We start from the raw sequence: 17,265 nt of genomic DNA on the forward strand, positions 1-17,265 counted from the left end.
CATGTTTTCAAGCTGTTGATTTACATGGGTTTTATCGGGTGTTTCGGGGTGGGTTGCTAGTGGTGCAGCAGGGGGCTGTGGAATGCCTGCTGCTGCAGCAGCAACCGGTTGGCAAGGCTGCGCCTTGCATCGCGGGTCAAGCCCGCTCCCACACGGACCGTGCGAATCCTGTGGGAGCGGGCTTGACCCGCGATGGGCTGCAAAGCAGCCCCGGCAATCAGGTGGCCACCCGCGACGTCGACCCGATCACCGCCTCCAGCACACTGAAATCGATCCAGTCGCGCACATCGAAGCGCCGCGCAATGAAATGCCACCGATGCAGAAAATCGGTGAAATCCTGCAGCGCCTCGATCGAGCGACTGTCCAGCGTGGTGCGCAGGCGCCGGTGCGCGTCCTCGCCATACGCCGCCGCCACCCAGTACTCGCTGGTGTTGAGCTCGCGTGCCAGGTAGCGCCGGGTTTCATCGGGGTTGGCCCAGGCCCACTGCTCGGTACGCAGCACCACGTCGACGATGCGCGTGCACGCGCCGAAATGCTGTTGCAGCAGGTTCAGGTCCACGGTCAGGGTGCGCGGCGTGCCGTTGTTGGAACGGATCAGCGGGTCGGGGTGCGAGCCGGTGTCGATCACCACCCGCAGGCCGAACTCGTGGGCCAGTTGCAAGGCCGAGGCCCCCTTGAGGAAAATCGCGTCGATATCGCCGCGCAGCAGCCCGATCAGTTCGTTGTTGCGCCGGCTCACCCGGTTCATGCCCAGGGTCACCGTGGCGCCATGCACATGGGTGACCTGCTCGTCGCTGTGGGTGCCGCCGTAGGGGTAGTCCACCAGCTCAACATCGGCCACGTCCAGGCCTTCGAGCCTGAGCGCGTTTTCCAGCCCGCGCAGGGCCTGGGCGCGGGTGAAGTCGATCTGCACGTTGGCCCACTTGGGCAGGCCGAAGCGGCGGTTCTTGAGGTCGCGCACGCTTTTCACGCCGCTGTCCTCGGTGGTCAGGATCAACTGCACCTCATCGGCCCAGCTCAGCCCCAGCACGCGGGTCTGCACGCCGCTGGCGTAGGCCCAGATCGCCGGAATGTTGCCGCCGTGGCGCACCGAGTTGGGCAGGTGATGGTCGTAGTGGGCTTCGCGCACTTCGCGCTCGCTGGACTCGCGCAGCGACTGGATCGAGGTGCCCAGCGGCTGGAACGCCTCGGCCAGGCGCCCGGTCTGCACGGCGATGCCAAGGCCGGTCGGCACCGGGCTGTGGGTGTACCAGAGGGTATCGAGAGGGGTGGTCATAGGGGCATCGGGTCCTTGATGGGTTGTTGTTGCACCAGCGGCAGCACTTCCTGGCCGATGCGCAGGGCTTCTTCCAGGTGCGGGTTGCCGGCCAGGATGAAGGTCGAGAAGCCGGCGTCGCGGTACTCGGCCAGGCGTTCGGCGATGTTCTGGTGGCTGCCCACCAGGCCCACGGTGGGGCCGGGCTTGGCCTTGGCGAAACCGGCCCACAGGTTTGGCCCCAGAATCAGGTCGTCGAAGCGCTGGATGTTCTGGTGATAGGCGCTCTGGCGGGCGCCGCCGACCGAGTCGCTGGCAGTGCTGAAGGTGCTGGAGAGGGCGCTGGGCCTGCCGTCGAGCCTGTCGAACTGGCGGCGCAGGTCGCGCCAGGCCGCCTCTTCGGTTTCGCGGGCGAACAGGTCCACGCGCAGGCCGAAGCGCACCGTGCGGCCCTGCCTGTCGGCCAGCTCGCGCACGCGCTCGATGTGCGGCCTGAGCTGCTCGATCGGCTCGGCCCAGTTCAGGTACACATCGGCGTGGCGTGCAGCCACGTCCAGGGCCGGGTCGGAGAAGCCGGAGAAGTACACCCCCGGCTTGCGCACATGGCCCAGGTGCTCGGGCAGGGCGCCGTTGTCCAGTTGATAGACCTCGCCCTGGTAGCTGAAGTGCTCGTTGCGCCACAGGCCGTCGATGATGTCGAGAAATTCTCCGGTGCGCCGGTAGCGCTGGTCGTGGTCGAGAAAGTCGCCCTGGGCGCGCTGGCTGGCGGGGTTGCCGCCGGTGATGATGTTCCAGTCCAGGCGGTCGTGGCTCAGGTGCTGCAGGATGGCGGCCTGCTGTGCGGCATAGGCGGGCAGGGTCCAGGCGGCCTGGAAGGCGATCAGAAAGCGCAGGCGGCGGGTTTCGCGGGCCAGTGCGGCGGCCACGATCCAGGGTTCGGGGCCGGTGGGCAGCAGGGCGCCTTCGAAGCCGGCCAGTTCGGCGGCCTTGGCCACCTGGGCGATGTAGTCGATATAGGTGAAGCCGTCGGGGCGGCCGTCTGCCAGCCGGCCGGGTGCGATATGGCCGTGCTGGTGGCTGAAGCTGCCACGGTTGTGCCGGTCGGTGCTCAATTGCGGCCCGTCGGTGCCCAGGGGTAGGCGCCAGAAGAATTCGGTGCTCATGGCTGTTCCTCGGTGAATGTGCCAGAGGTGGTGCAACCGTCATGCCACGCGGTGCGGGCCCGATTTTGCGGGGGGTGGGCGACTGCACTGCTGCCAGGGCAGCAGTGCAGCAGCAGTGGGTGCGGCGGTTGCAGCACCAGAGCAATGCCCCCCTGTGGGAGCGGGCTTGACCCGCGATTGGCCCTAACCGGCCCGCGCATAGCTGCGATGCAGCGCCGCATACGCCCCACCCCTGGCCAGCAACTGCGCATGCGGCCCTTGCTCCACCAGGCGGCCCTGGCCGATCACCACGATGCGGTCCGCCTCGCGAATGGTCGCCAGCCGATGCGCGATGATGATCGCCGTGCGCCCCTCGCACAGCCGACGCAACGCCCGCTGGATGCGCCGCTCGGTATGCACGTCCACCGCCGAGGTGGCTTCGTCCAGCACCAGCACCGCGGGGTCTGCCAGGTACGCCCGCACCAGGCACACCAGCTGGCGCTGCCCATGGCTCAGGTGCGCGCCCAGCGCCCCCACCTGGGTCGCGTACTGGTGCGGCAGGCGCTCCAGCACTTCATCGGCGCCCAGCTCGCGGGCCGCCGCGATCAGCGTCGCATCGTCCGCCCCCGGTGCTGCCAGGCGCAGGTTGTCGAGGATGCTGCCGGCAAACAGCACGTTGTCCTGCAGCACCACACCCACGTGCCGGCGCAACTGCTGCTGGCTCAACTGGCGAACATCGATGCCATCGAGCTTCACTGCGCCGCCGTCCACGTCATAGAAGCGCGTGAGCAACTGCACCAGCGTGCTCTTGCCATGCCCCGACGGCCCGACCAATGCCAGCACCTCGCCGGCCCGTATGTGCAGGTCCAGCCCGTCGATCACCGGCGTTGGCGCCTGACGCTCATAGGCAAAGCGCACCTGCTCGAAGCGCACCTCGCCACGCGCCCTGGGCAACGCCACGGGCACCTGCGGGTCGAGAATCTGCGGCGCGGTGTCCAGCAGCAGAAAGATCCGCTGCGCCGAAGCCGAACCGGTGGCATAGCGCTCGAACAGGTCGGTCAGCTCCTGCAACGGCCCCAGAAACAGCATCACGTAGAACAGGCTTTCACCCACCTGGCCTACCGTCACCGAACCCTCGGCCAGCCCGTAGCCACCCACCAGCACCAGCACCGCCATGCCCATCGCGGCCAGCAGCGCGGTGAACGGCGCGAACCAGCCCGAGCGCAGGCTGCCCAGAATCAGCGCGCGGTTGAAGTCGTCCAGCAGGCCCTGGTAACGCTGCAGGTTGGTCTGCTGCCGGCCGGTCTGCTGCAGCAGGCGCACGCCGCTGACGCTCTCCACCAGGTGGGCGGTGAAGCGGCTGCGGTTTTCCGCGACCTTCGCCCAGTTGCGCTGGGCGATACGCTTGAAGCCCCAGGTGGCGAGCAGCAGCAACGGCACGCTGCCGATCAGGCTGAAGAAGAACAGCGGCTCTATCAGCCACAGCATCACCGCCGCCAGGCTGCAGCGCAGCAGGGCGCCGAGCAGCTCGGGCGGGCCCTGGATCAGCAGCGGCTCAAGCGCGTCCACGTCGCGGTCGGCCCGCGAAATGATGCGCCCGGCGCGGGTGCGGTCGAAGTAGCCCACGCTCAGCGCCTGCACGTGCGCAAACACCCGCACGCGCAGGTCGTTGAGCACGCTGATCGCGGCGCTGCCGGCGATGTACTGCGACAGCCCCGCCAGCACGAAGCGCCCCAGCCAGCTTGCCGCCAGGCCCGCGCCCAGCCACAGCACCAGCGGCGGGTCCAGCAGCCAGGCGTTGCCGTCATGGATCAGCCCGTGATCGAGCAGCTCGCGCACGAACCACGGGCGCAGGAACACGGTGAACACCAGCACCAGCTCCAGGCCGATCACCCAGCCGATCTGCCGGCGCACCGGGCGCAGCAGCGGCAGCAGGCGCCGGAACATGCTGCGGTCCAGGGCCTTTCTTGCCAGCAATTCTTCTATCTCGATATCGCTCAGGGCAGTGCCCGCTTGCGGCTTAGCCATGCTCGATCCCCAGCAGTTCACGGTAGGTCGGGTTGCGTTGCAGCAGCTGCGCATGGCTGCCGCTGTCGGCGATGCCGGTACTGCTCAGCAGCAGCACGCGGTCGGCCAGTTGCACGGTGCTCAGCTTGCTGGCGATCAGCAGCAGGGTCGGTGCATGCCCATCGCTGCGGCGCTGGCGCAGGGTGTCGAGCACACGCTGCTCGCTGATCGCGTCCAGCGCGCTGGTGGCGTCGTCCAGGCACAGGATGTCGGGGGCCGCCAGCAGGGCGCGGGCCAGGCACAGGCGCTGGCGCTGGCCGCCCGAGAGGGTCACGCCACGGTCGCCCAGCGGCGTGTCCAGGCCCTGGGGCAGGCGTGCCAGCACGTCCTCGGCGCTGGCCTGGCGCAGTGCATCGAGCAGTTGCGCGTCGCTGGCCGTGGGCGCACCCAGGCGCAGGTTGGCAGCCAGGCTGTCGGCGAACAGAAAGCTCTCCTGGGGCAGCACATGCACGCGCCGGCGCAGTTCATCCAGCGCCAGGGTGCGCACGTCGTGCCAGCCCCGTGCAGCGCTGCCCAGCAGCACGCGGCCCTGGTCGGCCTCGGTCAGGCGCGGCAGCAGGCTGGCCAGCAGGCTCTTGCCGGTGCCCGTGGCGCCCACCAGCGCGACCACCTCGCCGGGTTCTATCTGCAACGAGCACTGGCTGAGCACCGCCTGCCCACCGCCGGGCGCTGCCACGCCGACAGCCTCCAGCTTCAGGCCCAGCGGCCCCGGGGGCAGCGACTGCTGACCGCTGACGATGTGTACCGGCGCATCGAGCAACTGCCAGATACGCTCGGCCGAGGCGCGCGCGTCGGCGAAGGTCTGCATCACCCGGCCGATGCCTTCGATGCGAAACACCAGGGTGGTGGCGATCAGCAGCGAGGTCACCAGCTCGCCGATGCCGATGCGCCCCTGGGCCACCAGCTGCGCACCGACCACCAGGATCCACACATGCCCCAGCGCCACCACCGCCTGCGGCAGCGGTATGCGCGAGCTGGCGTAGGCCAGCGCCTGGCGTGCATGCCCGGCAAACACCTGCACCTGCGCGGCAAAGCCCTCGATGCGCTGGGCCTGCAGGCCGAACGACTTGATCACCCGTACCGCGCCGATGCCTTCGGCCAGGTCCTGGTTGACCCGGTCGTAGGCGGCGCCCACGGCACGGTCCAGTGCCACCAGGCGCTCGGTCTGGTGCACGAAGATGCCTAGCCCGAGCACGGTCAGCAGCAGCGGCCCCAGGGCCAGCCACGGGTCGTACCAGGCCAGCAGGCCGACGGTGGCCAGCACCACCAACGGGGTTTCCACCAGTTGGCGCCAGAAGCTGATCAGCGCATCGCGCACCTTGTCCGCATCGCGGGTGGTGCGGGTGACCATCTCGCCCATGCCGTGCTGCCAGTGGTAACCCAGGTGCAGGGCCTGCACCTGGGCCAGCAGGCGCTCGCGCAGGCGCGTGAGCAGCGCCTGGCCGAGCACCAGCGAGCCGATGGCCGCGGCGTACTGCAACACCGCGCGGCCCAGCGCCACCGCGCCTATCAGCCAGAACCAGTGCCAGGCCAGGCGTGCATCCAGGCTGCCATCGGCCAGGCGCACCACGGCGGCGCCGGCACTCACGTCGTTCAGTGCATGGCCGATCAGCCATTGCTGCCAGACCAGCCCCAGGTTGATGAAAACGAACAGCCCGGCGACCAGGGCGAAACGCCAGGGCATTTCGCGGTAGATCGCCAGGCTGCGCAGCAGCGGGTGTCGAGGGCTCATGGAAAACTCGAGACAAAGGGGAAAGCAGGCGCAGGGCAGGCCCCGCGCCCGGTGTTCAGCGGCTGGCGCCCGCGCTCTGCCTGGCGGCGAGAATGGCGGTGTATTCGCCCGGGTCGATGCCGTTGAGGTAGTAGTTGCCCACGTGGTGCAGGCGCCAGCGGATCGGGTCGTGGGTGGTGTGCACCCGCGCATTGCGCCAGAAGCGGTCCAGGTTCCATTTGCTCAGCGAGGCGCTGGCCCCCAGCAGCGAGAAGATGTCGCTGGAGATCTTCAGCGAGGCGGCATCCGAGTGCGCCCGCGCGGTGGCTACCGAGAGAATCAGCTCGTCCTGCAGGGCCTTGTCGTCGGGGGCCAGCTCGTGCGCATCGAAGGTCCGTGCGGCATCGCGCAGCAGCGATTCGGCGGCGCGCAGGGCCACGGCGTATTCACCGACCTGGCGGATGATGTGCGGCTCTTCGCTGGCGCGCTCCACCTCGCTCTCCACCCACGGGCGCGCGTGCTGGTTGAGGTAGTCGATGCCGGCCTGCAGGGCGCCGGCGGCGATGCCGGTGTCGATGGCCGCGTGCAGTATCTGCGGGAAGGTCAGCCCGGTGCGCTTCATCGGGCCCTGGCGGCGCAGTACATAGCGCTCGTCCAGCTCGATGTTGTCGAACTGCACCGTGCCGCTCACCGAGTTGTTCTGGCCGAAGGCGTCCCAGTCGTCGAGCAGGGTCAGGCCCGGCGTGTCGCGGTGCAGCAACACCCCGGCGCCGCCGTCGTCGCTGGCGGCGGTCAGCGAGATCCATTCGGCCAGGTACGAGCCGGTGGAGTAGAACTTGCTGCCGTTGAGCACCAGCTTGCCGTCTTCGCGGCGCTCGATGCGGGTCTTGAGGGCGAACTTGTTCTTGCCGCCGACCTCGGCCAGGGCGTTGCCCAGGCGCTTGCCGGCGAGCAGGTCGGCGATCAGGCGCTCGCGCACTTCATCCGGGTAGCCGCTGAGCACACCGCGCAGCATCACGTTGTGAATCTGCAGCAGTTGCCCGACACCGCCATCGGCGGCGGACACGATGCGCACGGTCTCGACGATGGTCTGTACCGAAGCGCCCAGCCCGCCGAACTGCGCGGGCACGCCGATGGCGGTCAGGCCGCTGTCGGACAGCAGCTGGGCCTGGCGACGCGGCAACTGGCGGTTGTTGTGCCGGTCGCGGGCCAGCTCGGCGATCTGGCCGGCGATTTCATGGGCGGCGGCGATGGCCTGGGCGGCGCTTTCCAGGCGGCGGGGCGGGGTACTCATGCGGGGGCTTCCTTGAATGAACAGGTTTCAGGCCCTTGAGCAGGTTCTGTGCCACACGCCGCAAAGCCTTGTGCCACAAGGGCTGCGGCCAGGTACGGGCGGCGGGGTGCTGCTGGGGCAGCAGCGGGGCGCCGATTGTTGCTCTGGCAGCAGCAGGGCAGCTGCAACACTGCTGCCAGGCCAGCACCCGGTGTTCAGAAGGTCTCTAAAAAACCAACAAAAACAATGAGTTGGTGAGTTGGCACGGGCGCTGCAATGGCATGGCTACCTTCGCTTGATGGAACATGCCCATGTCAATCGCCGCTACCTTGCCGTTGCCTGCCGCACCGGCCCTCGAACAGATCTGGTTCACCCGCTGCCCGGTGCCGACCGCCTCCGGCATCGCCTACACCCTGGGCTGGCTGGGCGAGGAATTCGCCGCCGACGGCCTGCCGGTGGAGACCCTGCAGGAGGCCCGCCAGCTCGGCCATCACCACTACGACCACCAGTTGCCCGGGCTGTTTCGCGAGGGCGGCAACGTGCCGGCCCTGGCCGCCCGCGCCGCCGGTTCGCCCAGCCGCCTGATCGGCCTGACCTGGATCGAGGAATGGCAGACCGTCCTGGTACGCCCCGACTCCGGCATCCGCAGCGCCCGGGACCTCAAGGGCAAGCGCCTGGCGCTGCCGGCCTGGGGCGACAACCGCCCGGGCAGCATCGCCCGTGCCATGAGCCTGCATGGCTACAAGGGCGCGCTGAGCCTGGCCGGCCTGAGCTTCGACGATGTCGAACTGGTGGAAGTGGCGCTGCACAACCAGGACGACGCCCCCACCCCCGAGCAGGGCCTGCAGCGCCTGTGGTCGGGGCTGGACTACCTGGCCCGTGGTGAGGTCGACGCGGTGTACGTCAAGGGCGCCGCCGCTGCCGATGCAGCGCGCCGCCTGGGCCTGGTGGTGGGCATCGACCTGGACCAGATCAGCGACCCGCGTTACCGCATCAACAACGGCACGCCACGGCCGATCACCGTGCACCAGAGCCTGCTGGACAACCACTTCGAGCTGGTGGTGCGCTTCCTCGCGCAGACCCTGCGCGCCGCCGACTGGGCCAGCCACAACCGCGAGGCACTGCTGCGCATCCTGCAGGACGAGACCCGCGCCGGCGCCCAGGGCGTGGACGAAGCCTACCGTGGCGACTTCCACACCACCCTGGCCCCGGACCTCTCGGCCCAGCGCCTGGGCTACCTGGACATCCAGAAGACCTTCCTCAACCTGCATGGCTTTCTCGAAGCCGATTTCAACCTCGCCGACTGGGTCGACCCGCGTCCACTGCAAGCTGCCCATCAACTGCTGGCCCGGCGCGCCCGCGCCTGACCCAAGGAGTCCGCCATGACCGTACTGACCACCGAGCACCTGATCGACGCCGACCTCAAGGCCTTCATCGAGCAGGTGCTGCACGAGGCCGAACAGGCCTTCACCGTGTTCCGCGAAACCAACACCATCACCGCCGCCGGCACCGTGGGCTTCATCGAGCGCGTACCGGGCCGCGAGCTGCTGGTGTCGGTCAACTACCCAGGCCCGTGGGACTACCGCAAGCCGCTGCAGGCCACGGTCAGCGACTTTGCCGGCAACCTGGTGCATGGCCAGGGCAAGGGCGGGCTGGGCCGCTACACCCGGCTGTTTCGCGAAGACGCCGGCATCACCACGGTGTCCCACGTGCACACCCCGTACCTGGGCGCCTGGGCGCAGACCCAGCGCAGCCTGCCGTTCCACTACGTGCCGGTGCAGCGCTACCAGCTGGCCCGCGAGCTGCCGGTGTACATCGACCGGCGCCAGGACGAGGTCGACTTCATTCTCGAGCGCCTGGCCGAGAACCCCTACACCCCGGCGATTCTCGAAGCCAACGGCGGTGCGACCGTGTGGGGGCGCCAGGGCCTGCGCGCCACTGCCGAATTCATCCTGCTGCTGGAGGAGGGCGCGCAACTGCAACTGCTGGCCGAGTCCATCGGCGGCTCGCGCCCCTACGGCCCCGGCGTGCTCACCCAGCAATGGAACATGAGCAAGCTGATCGACCGCGCCCACGCGCTGGGCCTGGTCCCGGCCATCGATCGCCCACGCGCCTGAGGAACCTGCCATGGCCATCAAGATCCTGTGGTACCTCACCAGCCCCGACGGCCCCTACCCGTGGGAGCCCCAGGGGCGCTGGAAAACCGATTTCGCCCACCTCAGGCAACTGGCGGTGGCCAGTGACCGCCTGGGGTTCTACGGCGCCCTGCTGGGTTCAAGCCCCAACGAGAGCCTGGCGGTGTCGGCGGCATTGATCGATGCCACCGAGCGCCTGCGCTTTCTGGTGGCGCAGCACCCGGGCGAGCTGTCGCCGGCGGTGCTGGCCAAGTGGGCGCTGACCTTCGACGAGTTCTCCAACGGCCGCCTGCTGTTCAACGTGGTCAATGGCAGCGACGCGGGCCTGGCCACCCTGGGTGTGCATTACCCGCACGATGAGCGCTACCAGTTCAGCCTGGAATACTGGCGCGCCTTCCAGCGCATCTATGCCGGCGACACCGCCGGTTTCGACGGCCAGTACGTGCAGCTCGCGCCACGCCCGGCTGCGGCGGCGCGCCATCCGCTGGGCGGCTGGCACCCGCCGCAGCGCCTGGCGGTACCCCTGTGGGGCGCCGGCACCTCGGACGTGGGCGTGGCGCATTCGGTGCAACTGCTGGACGTGTACCTGAGCTTTGCCGACACCCCGCCCAGGCTGGGCGACAAGTTCCGCCGCGTGGCCGCCGAAGCGGCGAAGATCGGCCGCGAACTGACCTACGGCACGCGCCTGCAGGTCATCGTGCGCGAGACCGAGGCCCAAGCCTGGGCGCATGCCGAGAATCTGCTGCAACAGACCTCCCTGGCCACCGCCCGCGCCGCCATCGAGCGCCGCCTGCCGCCGGGCCAGACCCTGGACACCTTCCACAGCGACAACCCGCAGGTGCAGCGCAACGTGCAGAGCATCCGCGACGGGCGCCTGCCCACTGCGCGCGAGCTTGAGATCTACCCCAACGTGTGGACCGGCCCCAGCCTGTTCGGCTTCGACATCCTCGGCCCGTCGTCCGGCACCTACCTGGTGGGTAGTGCCGAGCAGGTGGCCGAGCGCATTCGCGAGTACCAGCAGCAGGGCACCTCGGCGTTCATTCTCTCGGGCTTTCCGCTGATCGATGAAGCGCACCGGGTGGCCGACCTGCTGTTCCCGCTGCTGGAACTGGACCACGGGTTCGAGATCCCGCGCCTGGGTGCGCGCACCGCTGCCGAGCCGGCCTAAGGAGCTGCCCATGCCTCATGAATTCTCGCGCCGGATCTTCCTCGGCAACAGCCTGGCCGTCGGCGGCGGCCTGCTGCTGGGCTCCAGCCTGCTGGGCGGCTGCGATGCCGGCGGGCCTGCCAGCAGCGCGGCGGCCAGCGCACGCCCGGGCACCCCGGTGCACGGCGGGCGCCTGCGCGTCGGCATCATCGACGGCGACCAGGCCGGCAACCTGGATGCACACAAGCCTTCCGGTGGCGGGATCATTCGCGGCTGGGCGCTGTACAGCAAGTTCTGGGAATGGAACGACGACGTCAGCACGCGCCTGGGCCTGGCCGAATTTGCCGAGCCCAATGCCGATGCCAGCGCCTGGACCATTCGCATCAAGCCGGGGCTGGAGTTCCACCACGGCAAGAGCATCGGCGCCGACGACATGCTGTTCTCGATCCTGCGCCTGACCGACCCGAAACTTGCCTCGCCATTTGCCGGGCTGGTGGGCGCCATCGACCGCCAGGCGCTGCGCAAGCTCGACGAGCGCACCATCGAGATCCGCTTCAAGCAGGGCCGCAGCTTCTTCCCGCTGGACGAGACCCTGATTGCCTTCGGCGGCATCGTGCCCACCGACTACGACCCGGTCAGCAACCCGGTGGGCGCCGGCCCGTACCGGCTTAAAAGTTTCGTGCCGGGCCAGCGTGCGCTGTTCAGCCGTTTCGAAAACTACTACAAGCCCAACCAGCCGTACGCCGACGAGCTGGAGATCATCGAATTCAAGGACCAGGTATCACGCGTGGCCGCCCTGCGTGCCGGGCAGATCGACATCGCCAGCGGCGTGCAGGCCGAGCACAGTGCCTTGCTCAAGGCCGACCCGCGCCTGCAACTGGTGGTGTCGCCCACCACCTCGTTCAGTGGCTTCAACCTCAACACCGCCAAGGCGCCGTTCCAGGACGAGCGGGTGCGCCAGGCCTTCCGCCTGCTGGCCGACCGCCAGGAGCTGGTGGGCCGTGGCCTCAACGGTTTCGGGCGCATCGCCAACGACCTGTATTCGCCAACCGACCCCACCTACAACCATGCCATCGCCCAGCGCCCCTTCGATCTGGACCAGGCCCGTTCGCTGCTGCGCCAGGCCGGGCAGACCGACCTGCGCATAGAGCTGACCACCACCGCCAACGAAATCAACGCTGCCCTGGTGTTCGCCCAGCAGGCGAAGAAGGCCGGGGTCCAGGTCAAGGTCACGCCGGTGGACGCCTCGGTATTCAACGGCCCGCAGAAGGAGCAGTGGCTGATGTCGCCCGGCTCGACACCGGCCCGCGGCTTTCTGGCCACCGGCCTGCACAACGATGCACCGCTGGCGATCTACAACCGCAGCAACTTCCGTGACGAGCGCTTCAGTGCGCTGTTCACCCAGGCCCTCGGCCAGCCGGATCTGGCGCAGCGCAAGCAACTGGTACACGAGGCGCAGGCCATTCAGCACCAGCGCGGCGGCCTGCTGATCTGGGGCTTCACCGACGTGCTGGACGCCGCCTCGAACAAGGTCGGCGGCCTGCACGGCGAACAGACCACCTTCGCCTCCTGGCGCTTTGACAGCCTGTGGTTGAACCATGCCTGAACCGTGCGCAACCTCTCATCGACTGCCGGCCTGGCTGCCCTGGTTCATCGGGCGCCTGGGCTACGGCCTGCTCACCGCCTGGGTCATCAGCCTAGTGGTGTTCATCGCCACCCAGGCGCTGCCCTCGGACCCGGCGCGGGTGATCCTGGGCCCCGACGCGCCGCTGGAGAGCATCCAGACCCTGCGCGAGCAACTGGGCCTGAACCGGCCGATCCTGCTGCAGTACCTGAGCTGGCTGGGGCAGGTGCTGCACGGCGACCTGGGCATCTCGCTGGATTCGAACCAACCGGTGGCCGGCATCATTCTCGCGCGCTTTGGCAATACCCTGGCGCTGCTGGGCGGCGTGCTGCTGGTGGTGGTGCCGCTGGCGTTGAGCATCGGCGTGAGCCTGGCGCTGCGGCGTGACAGCCGCCTGGACCGCTGGGCGCTGTCGGCGCTGATCTTTCTCAAGGCCACCCCGGGTTTTCTGCTGGCCATCGGGCTGGTGCTGCTGTTTTCCATGCCGCAGTTCAGCCTGCTGCCGGCGGTGTCGATCCTCGACCCGGACAAGCACCTGTGGCAGCAGCTGGAGTTTCTGCTGCTGCCGATCCTGGCCCTGAGCCTGTCGTCGCTGCCGTACCTGGCGCGGCTGGTACGCGCCTCGATGATCGAGGCGCTGGAATCCGACTACGTGAGTGCGGCGCGCCTGCGCGGGGTGCCCGAATGGCGCATCGTGTGGCGCCACACCTTGCCCAACGCGCTGGTGCCGGCGGTGCAGGGCGTGGCCCTGACCTTGCGCACCCTGATCGGCGGCGCGCTGCTGGCCGAGGTGATCTTCAGCTACCCCGGCATCGGCACCCAGCTCAACACCGCGATCCAGATGCGCGACCTGCCGCTGATCCAGGGCGTGGTGCTGGTGATCACCCTGGGCGTGGTGGCGATCAACCTGCTGGCCGACCTGCTCACCGTGCTGCTGACCCCCAGGCTGCGCACCGCGCGGCGGGCCACGCTGATCCAGCGCAACCGTCGCGGCATCCAGAGCTGGTGGCGACGCCCGGCAGCCAAGGCCCCTTGAGAGGAAGAGAGCATGTTCAGTGCAAGTGTCTGGCGTGAGCCGCAAATTCGTCGGGGTGGGCTGGTGACCCTGGCCATCGTGCTGCTGGCGCTGCTGGGCCCGTGGCTGGCGCCGCATGCGCCCACCGACATGGTTGGCGGGGTGTACGGGCCGCCCAGCGGCGAGGCGCCGTTGGGGCATGATTTTCTGGGCCACGACGTGGTGTCGCGGTTGCTCGGTGGCGGTGTGTCGATCCTGTGGATGTCGCTGGCGGCCGCTGCCATTGCGCTGGTGCTGGGCACGGCGCTGGGGCTGCTGGCCGGTCTGTCGCGCCAGCGCCTGGACCAGGCCATCACCTGGCTGGCGGATGTGTGGCTGGCGTTTCCGGACCTGATCCTGGTGCTGCTGATCGTGTCGATGCTGGGGCGCGCGCCGTGGCTGATCGTGATGACCGTGGCGATTGCCTTTACCCCCGGCGTGATCCGCCTGGCGCGCGGCAGTGCGGTGGCGGTGGCCAGCCAGGAGTTCGTGGAGGCGGCGCAGATGATGGGCTTTTCGCGCACGCGGATTCTGCTGCGCGAGATCCTGCCCAACGTGCTCACGCCGCTGCTGGTGCACTTTGGCAACATGCTGACCTGGGGCGTGGGCATGTTGTCGGGCCTGAGCTTTCTGGGTTACGGCGTGGCGCCGCCGGCGGCGGACTGGGGGCTGATGATCAACGAGAACCAGGCCGGGCTGCTGGTGCAGCCGTGGGCGGTGCTGGCACCGGCGCTGCTGATCGGGGTGTTCGCCTACGGCACCAATATTCTGGCCGAGGGCATTGCCCGGCACAGTGCGGGAGAACGCAAATGAATGCGCATGCCTTGATGGCCTCTTCGCCGGCAACGCCGGCGCCTACAGGTTTTGCACCGTCTGTAGGAGCCGGCGTTGCCGGCGAAGCGTTGCGGGTCGAGAACCTGCGGGTCGAACTCGCCAGCGGCGCCGATATCATCGACCACATCCACTTCAGCCTGGCCCCCGGTGAAATCCTCGGCCTTGTCGGCGAGTCCGGCTCGGGCAAGACCACCCTGGCCACCGCGCTGCTGGCCCATGCCCGGCGCGGTGCGCAGATTGCCGGCGGGCGCATCGACATTGCCGGCGCCTCGCTGCTCGAGCTCAAGGGCGATGCCCTGCGCCGTGCCCGCGGCGGGCTGATCGGCTATGTTGCGCAAGACCCGGCCATGGCCCTCAACCCGGCGCTGCGCATCGGCAACCTGCTGCGCGAAACCCTGCTGGCCCACGAGCCGCAGCTTGCCCGCGCAGCCCAGGCCGACCGGCTGCAGCAGACCCTGGTGGACGTCGGCCTGCCCGGCGATCGCGAGTTTCTCAGGCGCTTCCCCCATCAACTGTCCGGCGGCCAGCAGCAACGGGTGATGCTGGCCCTGGCCTTCGTGCTGCGCCCGCGCCTGATCGTGCTCGACGAACCCACCACCGCCCTCGACGTCGGCACCCAGGCGCACATCCTGCAAACCCTGCGCAGGCTGTGCAAGGAGCAGGGGGTGGCGGCGGTGTACGTGTCCCACGACCTGGCCGTGATCAAGGACCTGGTCGACCGCGTGATGGTGATGTACGCCGGGCGCATCGTCGAGGTGGCGCAGCGCGAACGCCTGTTCGCGCGGCCCGCGCACCCGTACACCCTGGGCCTGCTGGCGGCGATTCCGGACGTGGCCCGCCAGCGCCCGTTGCAGGCGATTGCCGGCCATGCCCCGGCGCCCGGTCAGCGCCCGCAAGGCTGCGCCTTCGCCCCGCGGTGCGCGCGCCGCAGCGCTGCCTGCACCTCGCTGGAGCCGTCGCTGAATGCGCTGGACAGCGCGCAGCAGGTCGCCTGCCTGCACCCGCAACTGACCGCCGTGGCCGCGCCGGCGGTGGTGCCGACAACGGTGCTCAGCTGCGCTGACACGCCGCTGCTGAGCCTGCGCGACCTCAACCTGAGCTACGACCGCCAGGTGCTGTTCGACCTGTCGCTGGACCTGTACAAGGGCGAATGCCTGGCGGTGGTGGGCGAGTCGGGCTCGGGCAAGACCAGCCTGGCGCGCACCCTGGCGGGGCTGGGCGATACCGCCCAGGCCGAGCTGACCTTCGACGGGCAGCCGCTGAGCCTGCTGGCGCGCCAGCGGCCCGCGGCCACGCGCCACCGTATCCAGTACATCTTCCAGAACCCGTACCGCGCCCTGAACCCGCGCCAGACCGTGGCGCAGTGCCTGCAAGCGCCCCTGGAGCACTTCTTCGGCCTCAAGGGCGCGGCCTGCCGGGCGCGTATCGACGCGGCGCTGGCACGGGTCGCGCTGCCCCCGGATGCGGCGCACAAGTACCCGCATCATCTGTCGGGTGGCGAGCGCCAGCGCGTGGCGATTGCCCGCGCGCTGGTGTGCGAGCCTTCGGTGCTGATCTGCGACGAGGTGACCTCGGCCCTGGACGTGTCGGTGCAGGCGGCGATCCTGGCGCTGCTCAAGCAGTTGCAGGGCGAGGGCATGACCCTGCTGTTCGTCACCCACGACCTGGGCGTGGTGCGCGCCATCGCCGACCGCGTGGTGGTGGTCAGGGAAGGGCGGATTGTCGAGCAGGGGCCGGCGCAGGATGTGCTGGACCACCCCCAGGCGGCGTACACCCAGGGGCTGCTGGCGCACTCGCCACGGCTGGGCTGAGCGGGCGGCCGGCGTGCATCAGCGCATGCACCAGCAGGCCGGTCAGCAACCCCCAGAACGCGCCGCCGATACCCAGCAGGGTGACATTGGCGGCGGTAGCCAGAAAGGTGATCAGCGCGGTCTCGCGAGTACGCGCATCGCCCATCGCGCTGGCCAGGCTGCCACCGATGGCGCCCAGCAGGGCCAGCCCGGCGAGGGTGGTGACGAAGGTGCGCGGCAGCACCATGAACAGGCTGGCCAGGGTCACGCCGAAAACCCCCACGGTGACGTAGAACACCCCGCAGGCGATGCCGGCGAGGTAGCGCCTGGCCGGGTCGGGGTGCGCGTCCTTGCCGGTGCAGATGGCCGCAGTGATGGCGGCCACGTTGAACGCATGGGCGCCAAACGGCGCCATCAGCAGCGACCCCAGCCCGGTGACCGTGATGATCGGGTTGGCGCTGGTGGCGTAGCCGTCGTTGCGCAGCACCAGCATGCCGGGCATGTACTGCCCGGTGAGGGTGATGACGAACAGCGGCAGCGCCACGCCGAACAGCGCGCCAAGGCTGAACTGCGGAGTTTCGAACACCGGCAGCGCCATGCTCAGGTGCACGCCGTGCAGGTCCAGGCGCTGCTGGGCCAGCAGCATGGCCAGGCCCGCCACCAGCACCCCGACCACGGCAAAGCGCGAGGTGAAGCGGCGCAGCACGGCGTAGGTGAGCACCAGCACGATCACCAGCAGCGGGTCGGCGCTGGCCCCGCCGAAGGCGTTGACCCCGAACTGCAGCAGGATGCCTGCCAGCAGCCCGGCGGCGATGCCGGCCGGTATCCAGCGCACCAGCCGCTCGAACACCCCCGACAGCCCCAGCAGGATGAAGCCGATGGCGCACAGTACGTAGGCGCCGATCACCTCGCCATAGGGTGTGAACGGCATGACCGTGGCCAGGAACGCCACGCCCGGGGTGGACCAGGCGGTGATGATCGGCGCGCGGTAGCGCCAGCTCAGCCAGGCCCCGGTCAGGCCCACGCCGATGCTCACCGACCACACCCACGAGGCGGTTTGCGCGGCGGTCAGGTTGCCCAGTTGCGCGGCCTGGAACACCAGCACGAAGGTGCCGCCATAGTTGACCATGACGCTGATCAGGGCGGCCAGGGTGGGTGAGACGAGGTCACGCGGGTGCAGGCGCGAAGCGGTTCGGTTCATGGGCAGGTCCTTGCGGGATGGGCTGGGGTGCC

Annotated in this window: 13 protein-coding genes; 7 read left to right on the forward strand and 6 right to left on the reverse strand. The window is 69.1% G+C overall.

Annotated features, from left to right (window positions below):
• Positions 1-217: 217 nt before the first annotated feature.
• From ACPRTJ_RS22035 to ACPRTJ_RS22055, 5 genes are all read right to left on the reverse strand, one after another.
• Complete coding sequence (locus tag ACPRTJ_RS22035; protein ID WP_043862916.1) at positions 218-1,276, reverse strand: ABC transporter substrate-binding protein; 1,059 nt, start codon at positions 1,274-1,276, stop codon at positions 218-220.
• Positions 1,273-2,418, reverse strand: coding sequence for an LLM class flavin-dependent oxidoreductase (locus ACPRTJ_RS22040; RefSeq protein WP_058540679.1), 1,146 nt, complete (start codon positions 2,416-2,418; stop codon positions 1,273-1,275). Before ACPRTJ_RS22040 ends, ACPRTJ_RS22035 begins: the two co-directional genes overlap by 4 nt.
• A 183-nt stretch (positions 2,419-2,601) precedes the next feature.
• Entirely contained in the window at positions 2,602-4,425 is a 1,824-nt protein-coding gene (locus ACPRTJ_RS22045; protein ID WP_054915370.1) for an ABC transporter ATP-binding protein, read from the reverse strand.
• Positions 4,418-6,196 (reverse strand): ABC transporter ATP-binding protein, encoded by a 1,779-nt coding sequence (locus ACPRTJ_RS22050; RefSeq protein WP_123752510.1) that lies wholly within the window; start codon positions 6,194-6,196, stop codon positions 4,418-4,420. The genes ACPRTJ_RS22045 and ACPRTJ_RS22050 overlap by 8 nt, the downstream gene beginning before the upstream one ends.
• A gap of 55 nt (positions 6,197-6,251) precedes the next feature.
• The gene (locus ACPRTJ_RS22055) at positions 6,252-7,469 is read right to left on the reverse strand and encodes an acyl-CoA dehydrogenase family protein (protein ID WP_058540681.1); all 1,218 of its coding nucleotides are present in this window, start codon (positions 7,467-7,469) and stop codon (positions 6,252-6,254) included.
• A gap of 290 nt (positions 7,470-7,759) precedes the next feature.
• Between ACPRTJ_RS22055 and ACPRTJ_RS22060 the strand changes: the two genes are divergently transcribed.
• The 7 genes from ACPRTJ_RS22060 to ACPRTJ_RS22090 are packed head-to-tail and all read left to right on the forward strand — an operon-like array spanning position 7,760 to position 16,053.
• The gene (locus ACPRTJ_RS22060) at positions 7,760-8,815 is read left to right on the forward strand and encodes an ABC transporter substrate-binding protein (protein WP_054915367.1); all 1,056 of its coding nucleotides are present in this window, start codon (positions 7,760-7,762) and stop codon (positions 8,813-8,815) included.
• A 15-nt stretch (positions 8,816-8,830) separates the two neighbouring features.
• The gene (locus ACPRTJ_RS22065) at positions 8,831-9,565 is read left to right on the forward strand and encodes a class II aldolase/adducin family protein (RefSeq protein ID WP_043860481.1); all 735 of its coding nucleotides are present in this window, start codon (positions 8,831-8,833) and stop codon (positions 9,563-9,565) included.
• Positions 9,566-9,575: 10 nt separating this feature from the next.
• The gene (locus ACPRTJ_RS22070) at positions 9,576-10,751 is read left to right on the forward strand and encodes an LLM class flavin-dependent oxidoreductase (protein ID WP_043860482.1); all 1,176 of its coding nucleotides are present in this window, start codon (positions 9,576-9,578) and stop codon (positions 10,749-10,751) included.
• A 10-nt stretch (positions 10,752-10,761) separates the two neighbouring features.
• Positions 10,762-12,336: an ABC transporter substrate-binding protein gene (locus ACPRTJ_RS22075; protein ID WP_278929901.1), complete on the forward strand. Its 1,575-nt coding sequence runs from the start codon at positions 10,762-10,764 to the stop codon at positions 12,334-12,336.
• A complete protein-coding gene (locus ACPRTJ_RS22080; protein ID WP_043860484.1) occupies positions 12,329-13,390 on the forward strand; it encodes an ABC transporter permease in 1,062 nt (353 codons plus the stop codon). Before ACPRTJ_RS22075 ends, ACPRTJ_RS22080 begins: the two co-directional genes overlap by 8 nt.
• A gap of 12 nt (positions 13,391-13,402) precedes the next feature.
• Positions 13,403-14,221 (forward strand): ABC transporter permease, encoded by an 819-nt coding sequence (locus tag ACPRTJ_RS22085; protein ID WP_043860485.1) that lies wholly within the window; start codon positions 13,403-13,405, stop codon positions 14,219-14,221.
• The gene (locus tag ACPRTJ_RS22090) at positions 14,218-16,053 is read left to right on the forward strand and encodes a dipeptide ABC transporter ATP-binding protein (protein ID WP_426427294.1); all 1,836 of its coding nucleotides are present in this window, start codon (positions 14,218-14,220) and stop codon (positions 16,051-16,053) included. The genes ACPRTJ_RS22085 and ACPRTJ_RS22090 overlap by 4 nt, the downstream gene beginning before the upstream one ends.
• On the opposite strand, the gene ACPRTJ_RS22095 is transcribed toward ACPRTJ_RS22090, so the two are convergent.
• The gene (locus ACPRTJ_RS22095; protein WP_088515368.1) at positions 15,947-17,233 is read right to left on the reverse strand and encodes a benzoate/H(+) symporter BenE family transporter; all 1,287 of its coding nucleotides are present in this window, start codon (positions 17,231-17,233) and stop codon (positions 15,947-15,949) included. The genes ACPRTJ_RS22090 and ACPRTJ_RS22095 overlap by 107 nt on opposite strands.
• Positions 17,234-17,265: the final 32 nt, after the last annotated feature.

It is taken from the genome of Pseudomonas palmensis, from assembly GCF_049942755.1.
Taxonomy (GTDB): domain Bacteria; phylum Pseudomonadota; class Gammaproteobacteria; order Pseudomonadales; family Pseudomonadaceae; genus Aquipseudomonas; species Aquipseudomonas palmensis.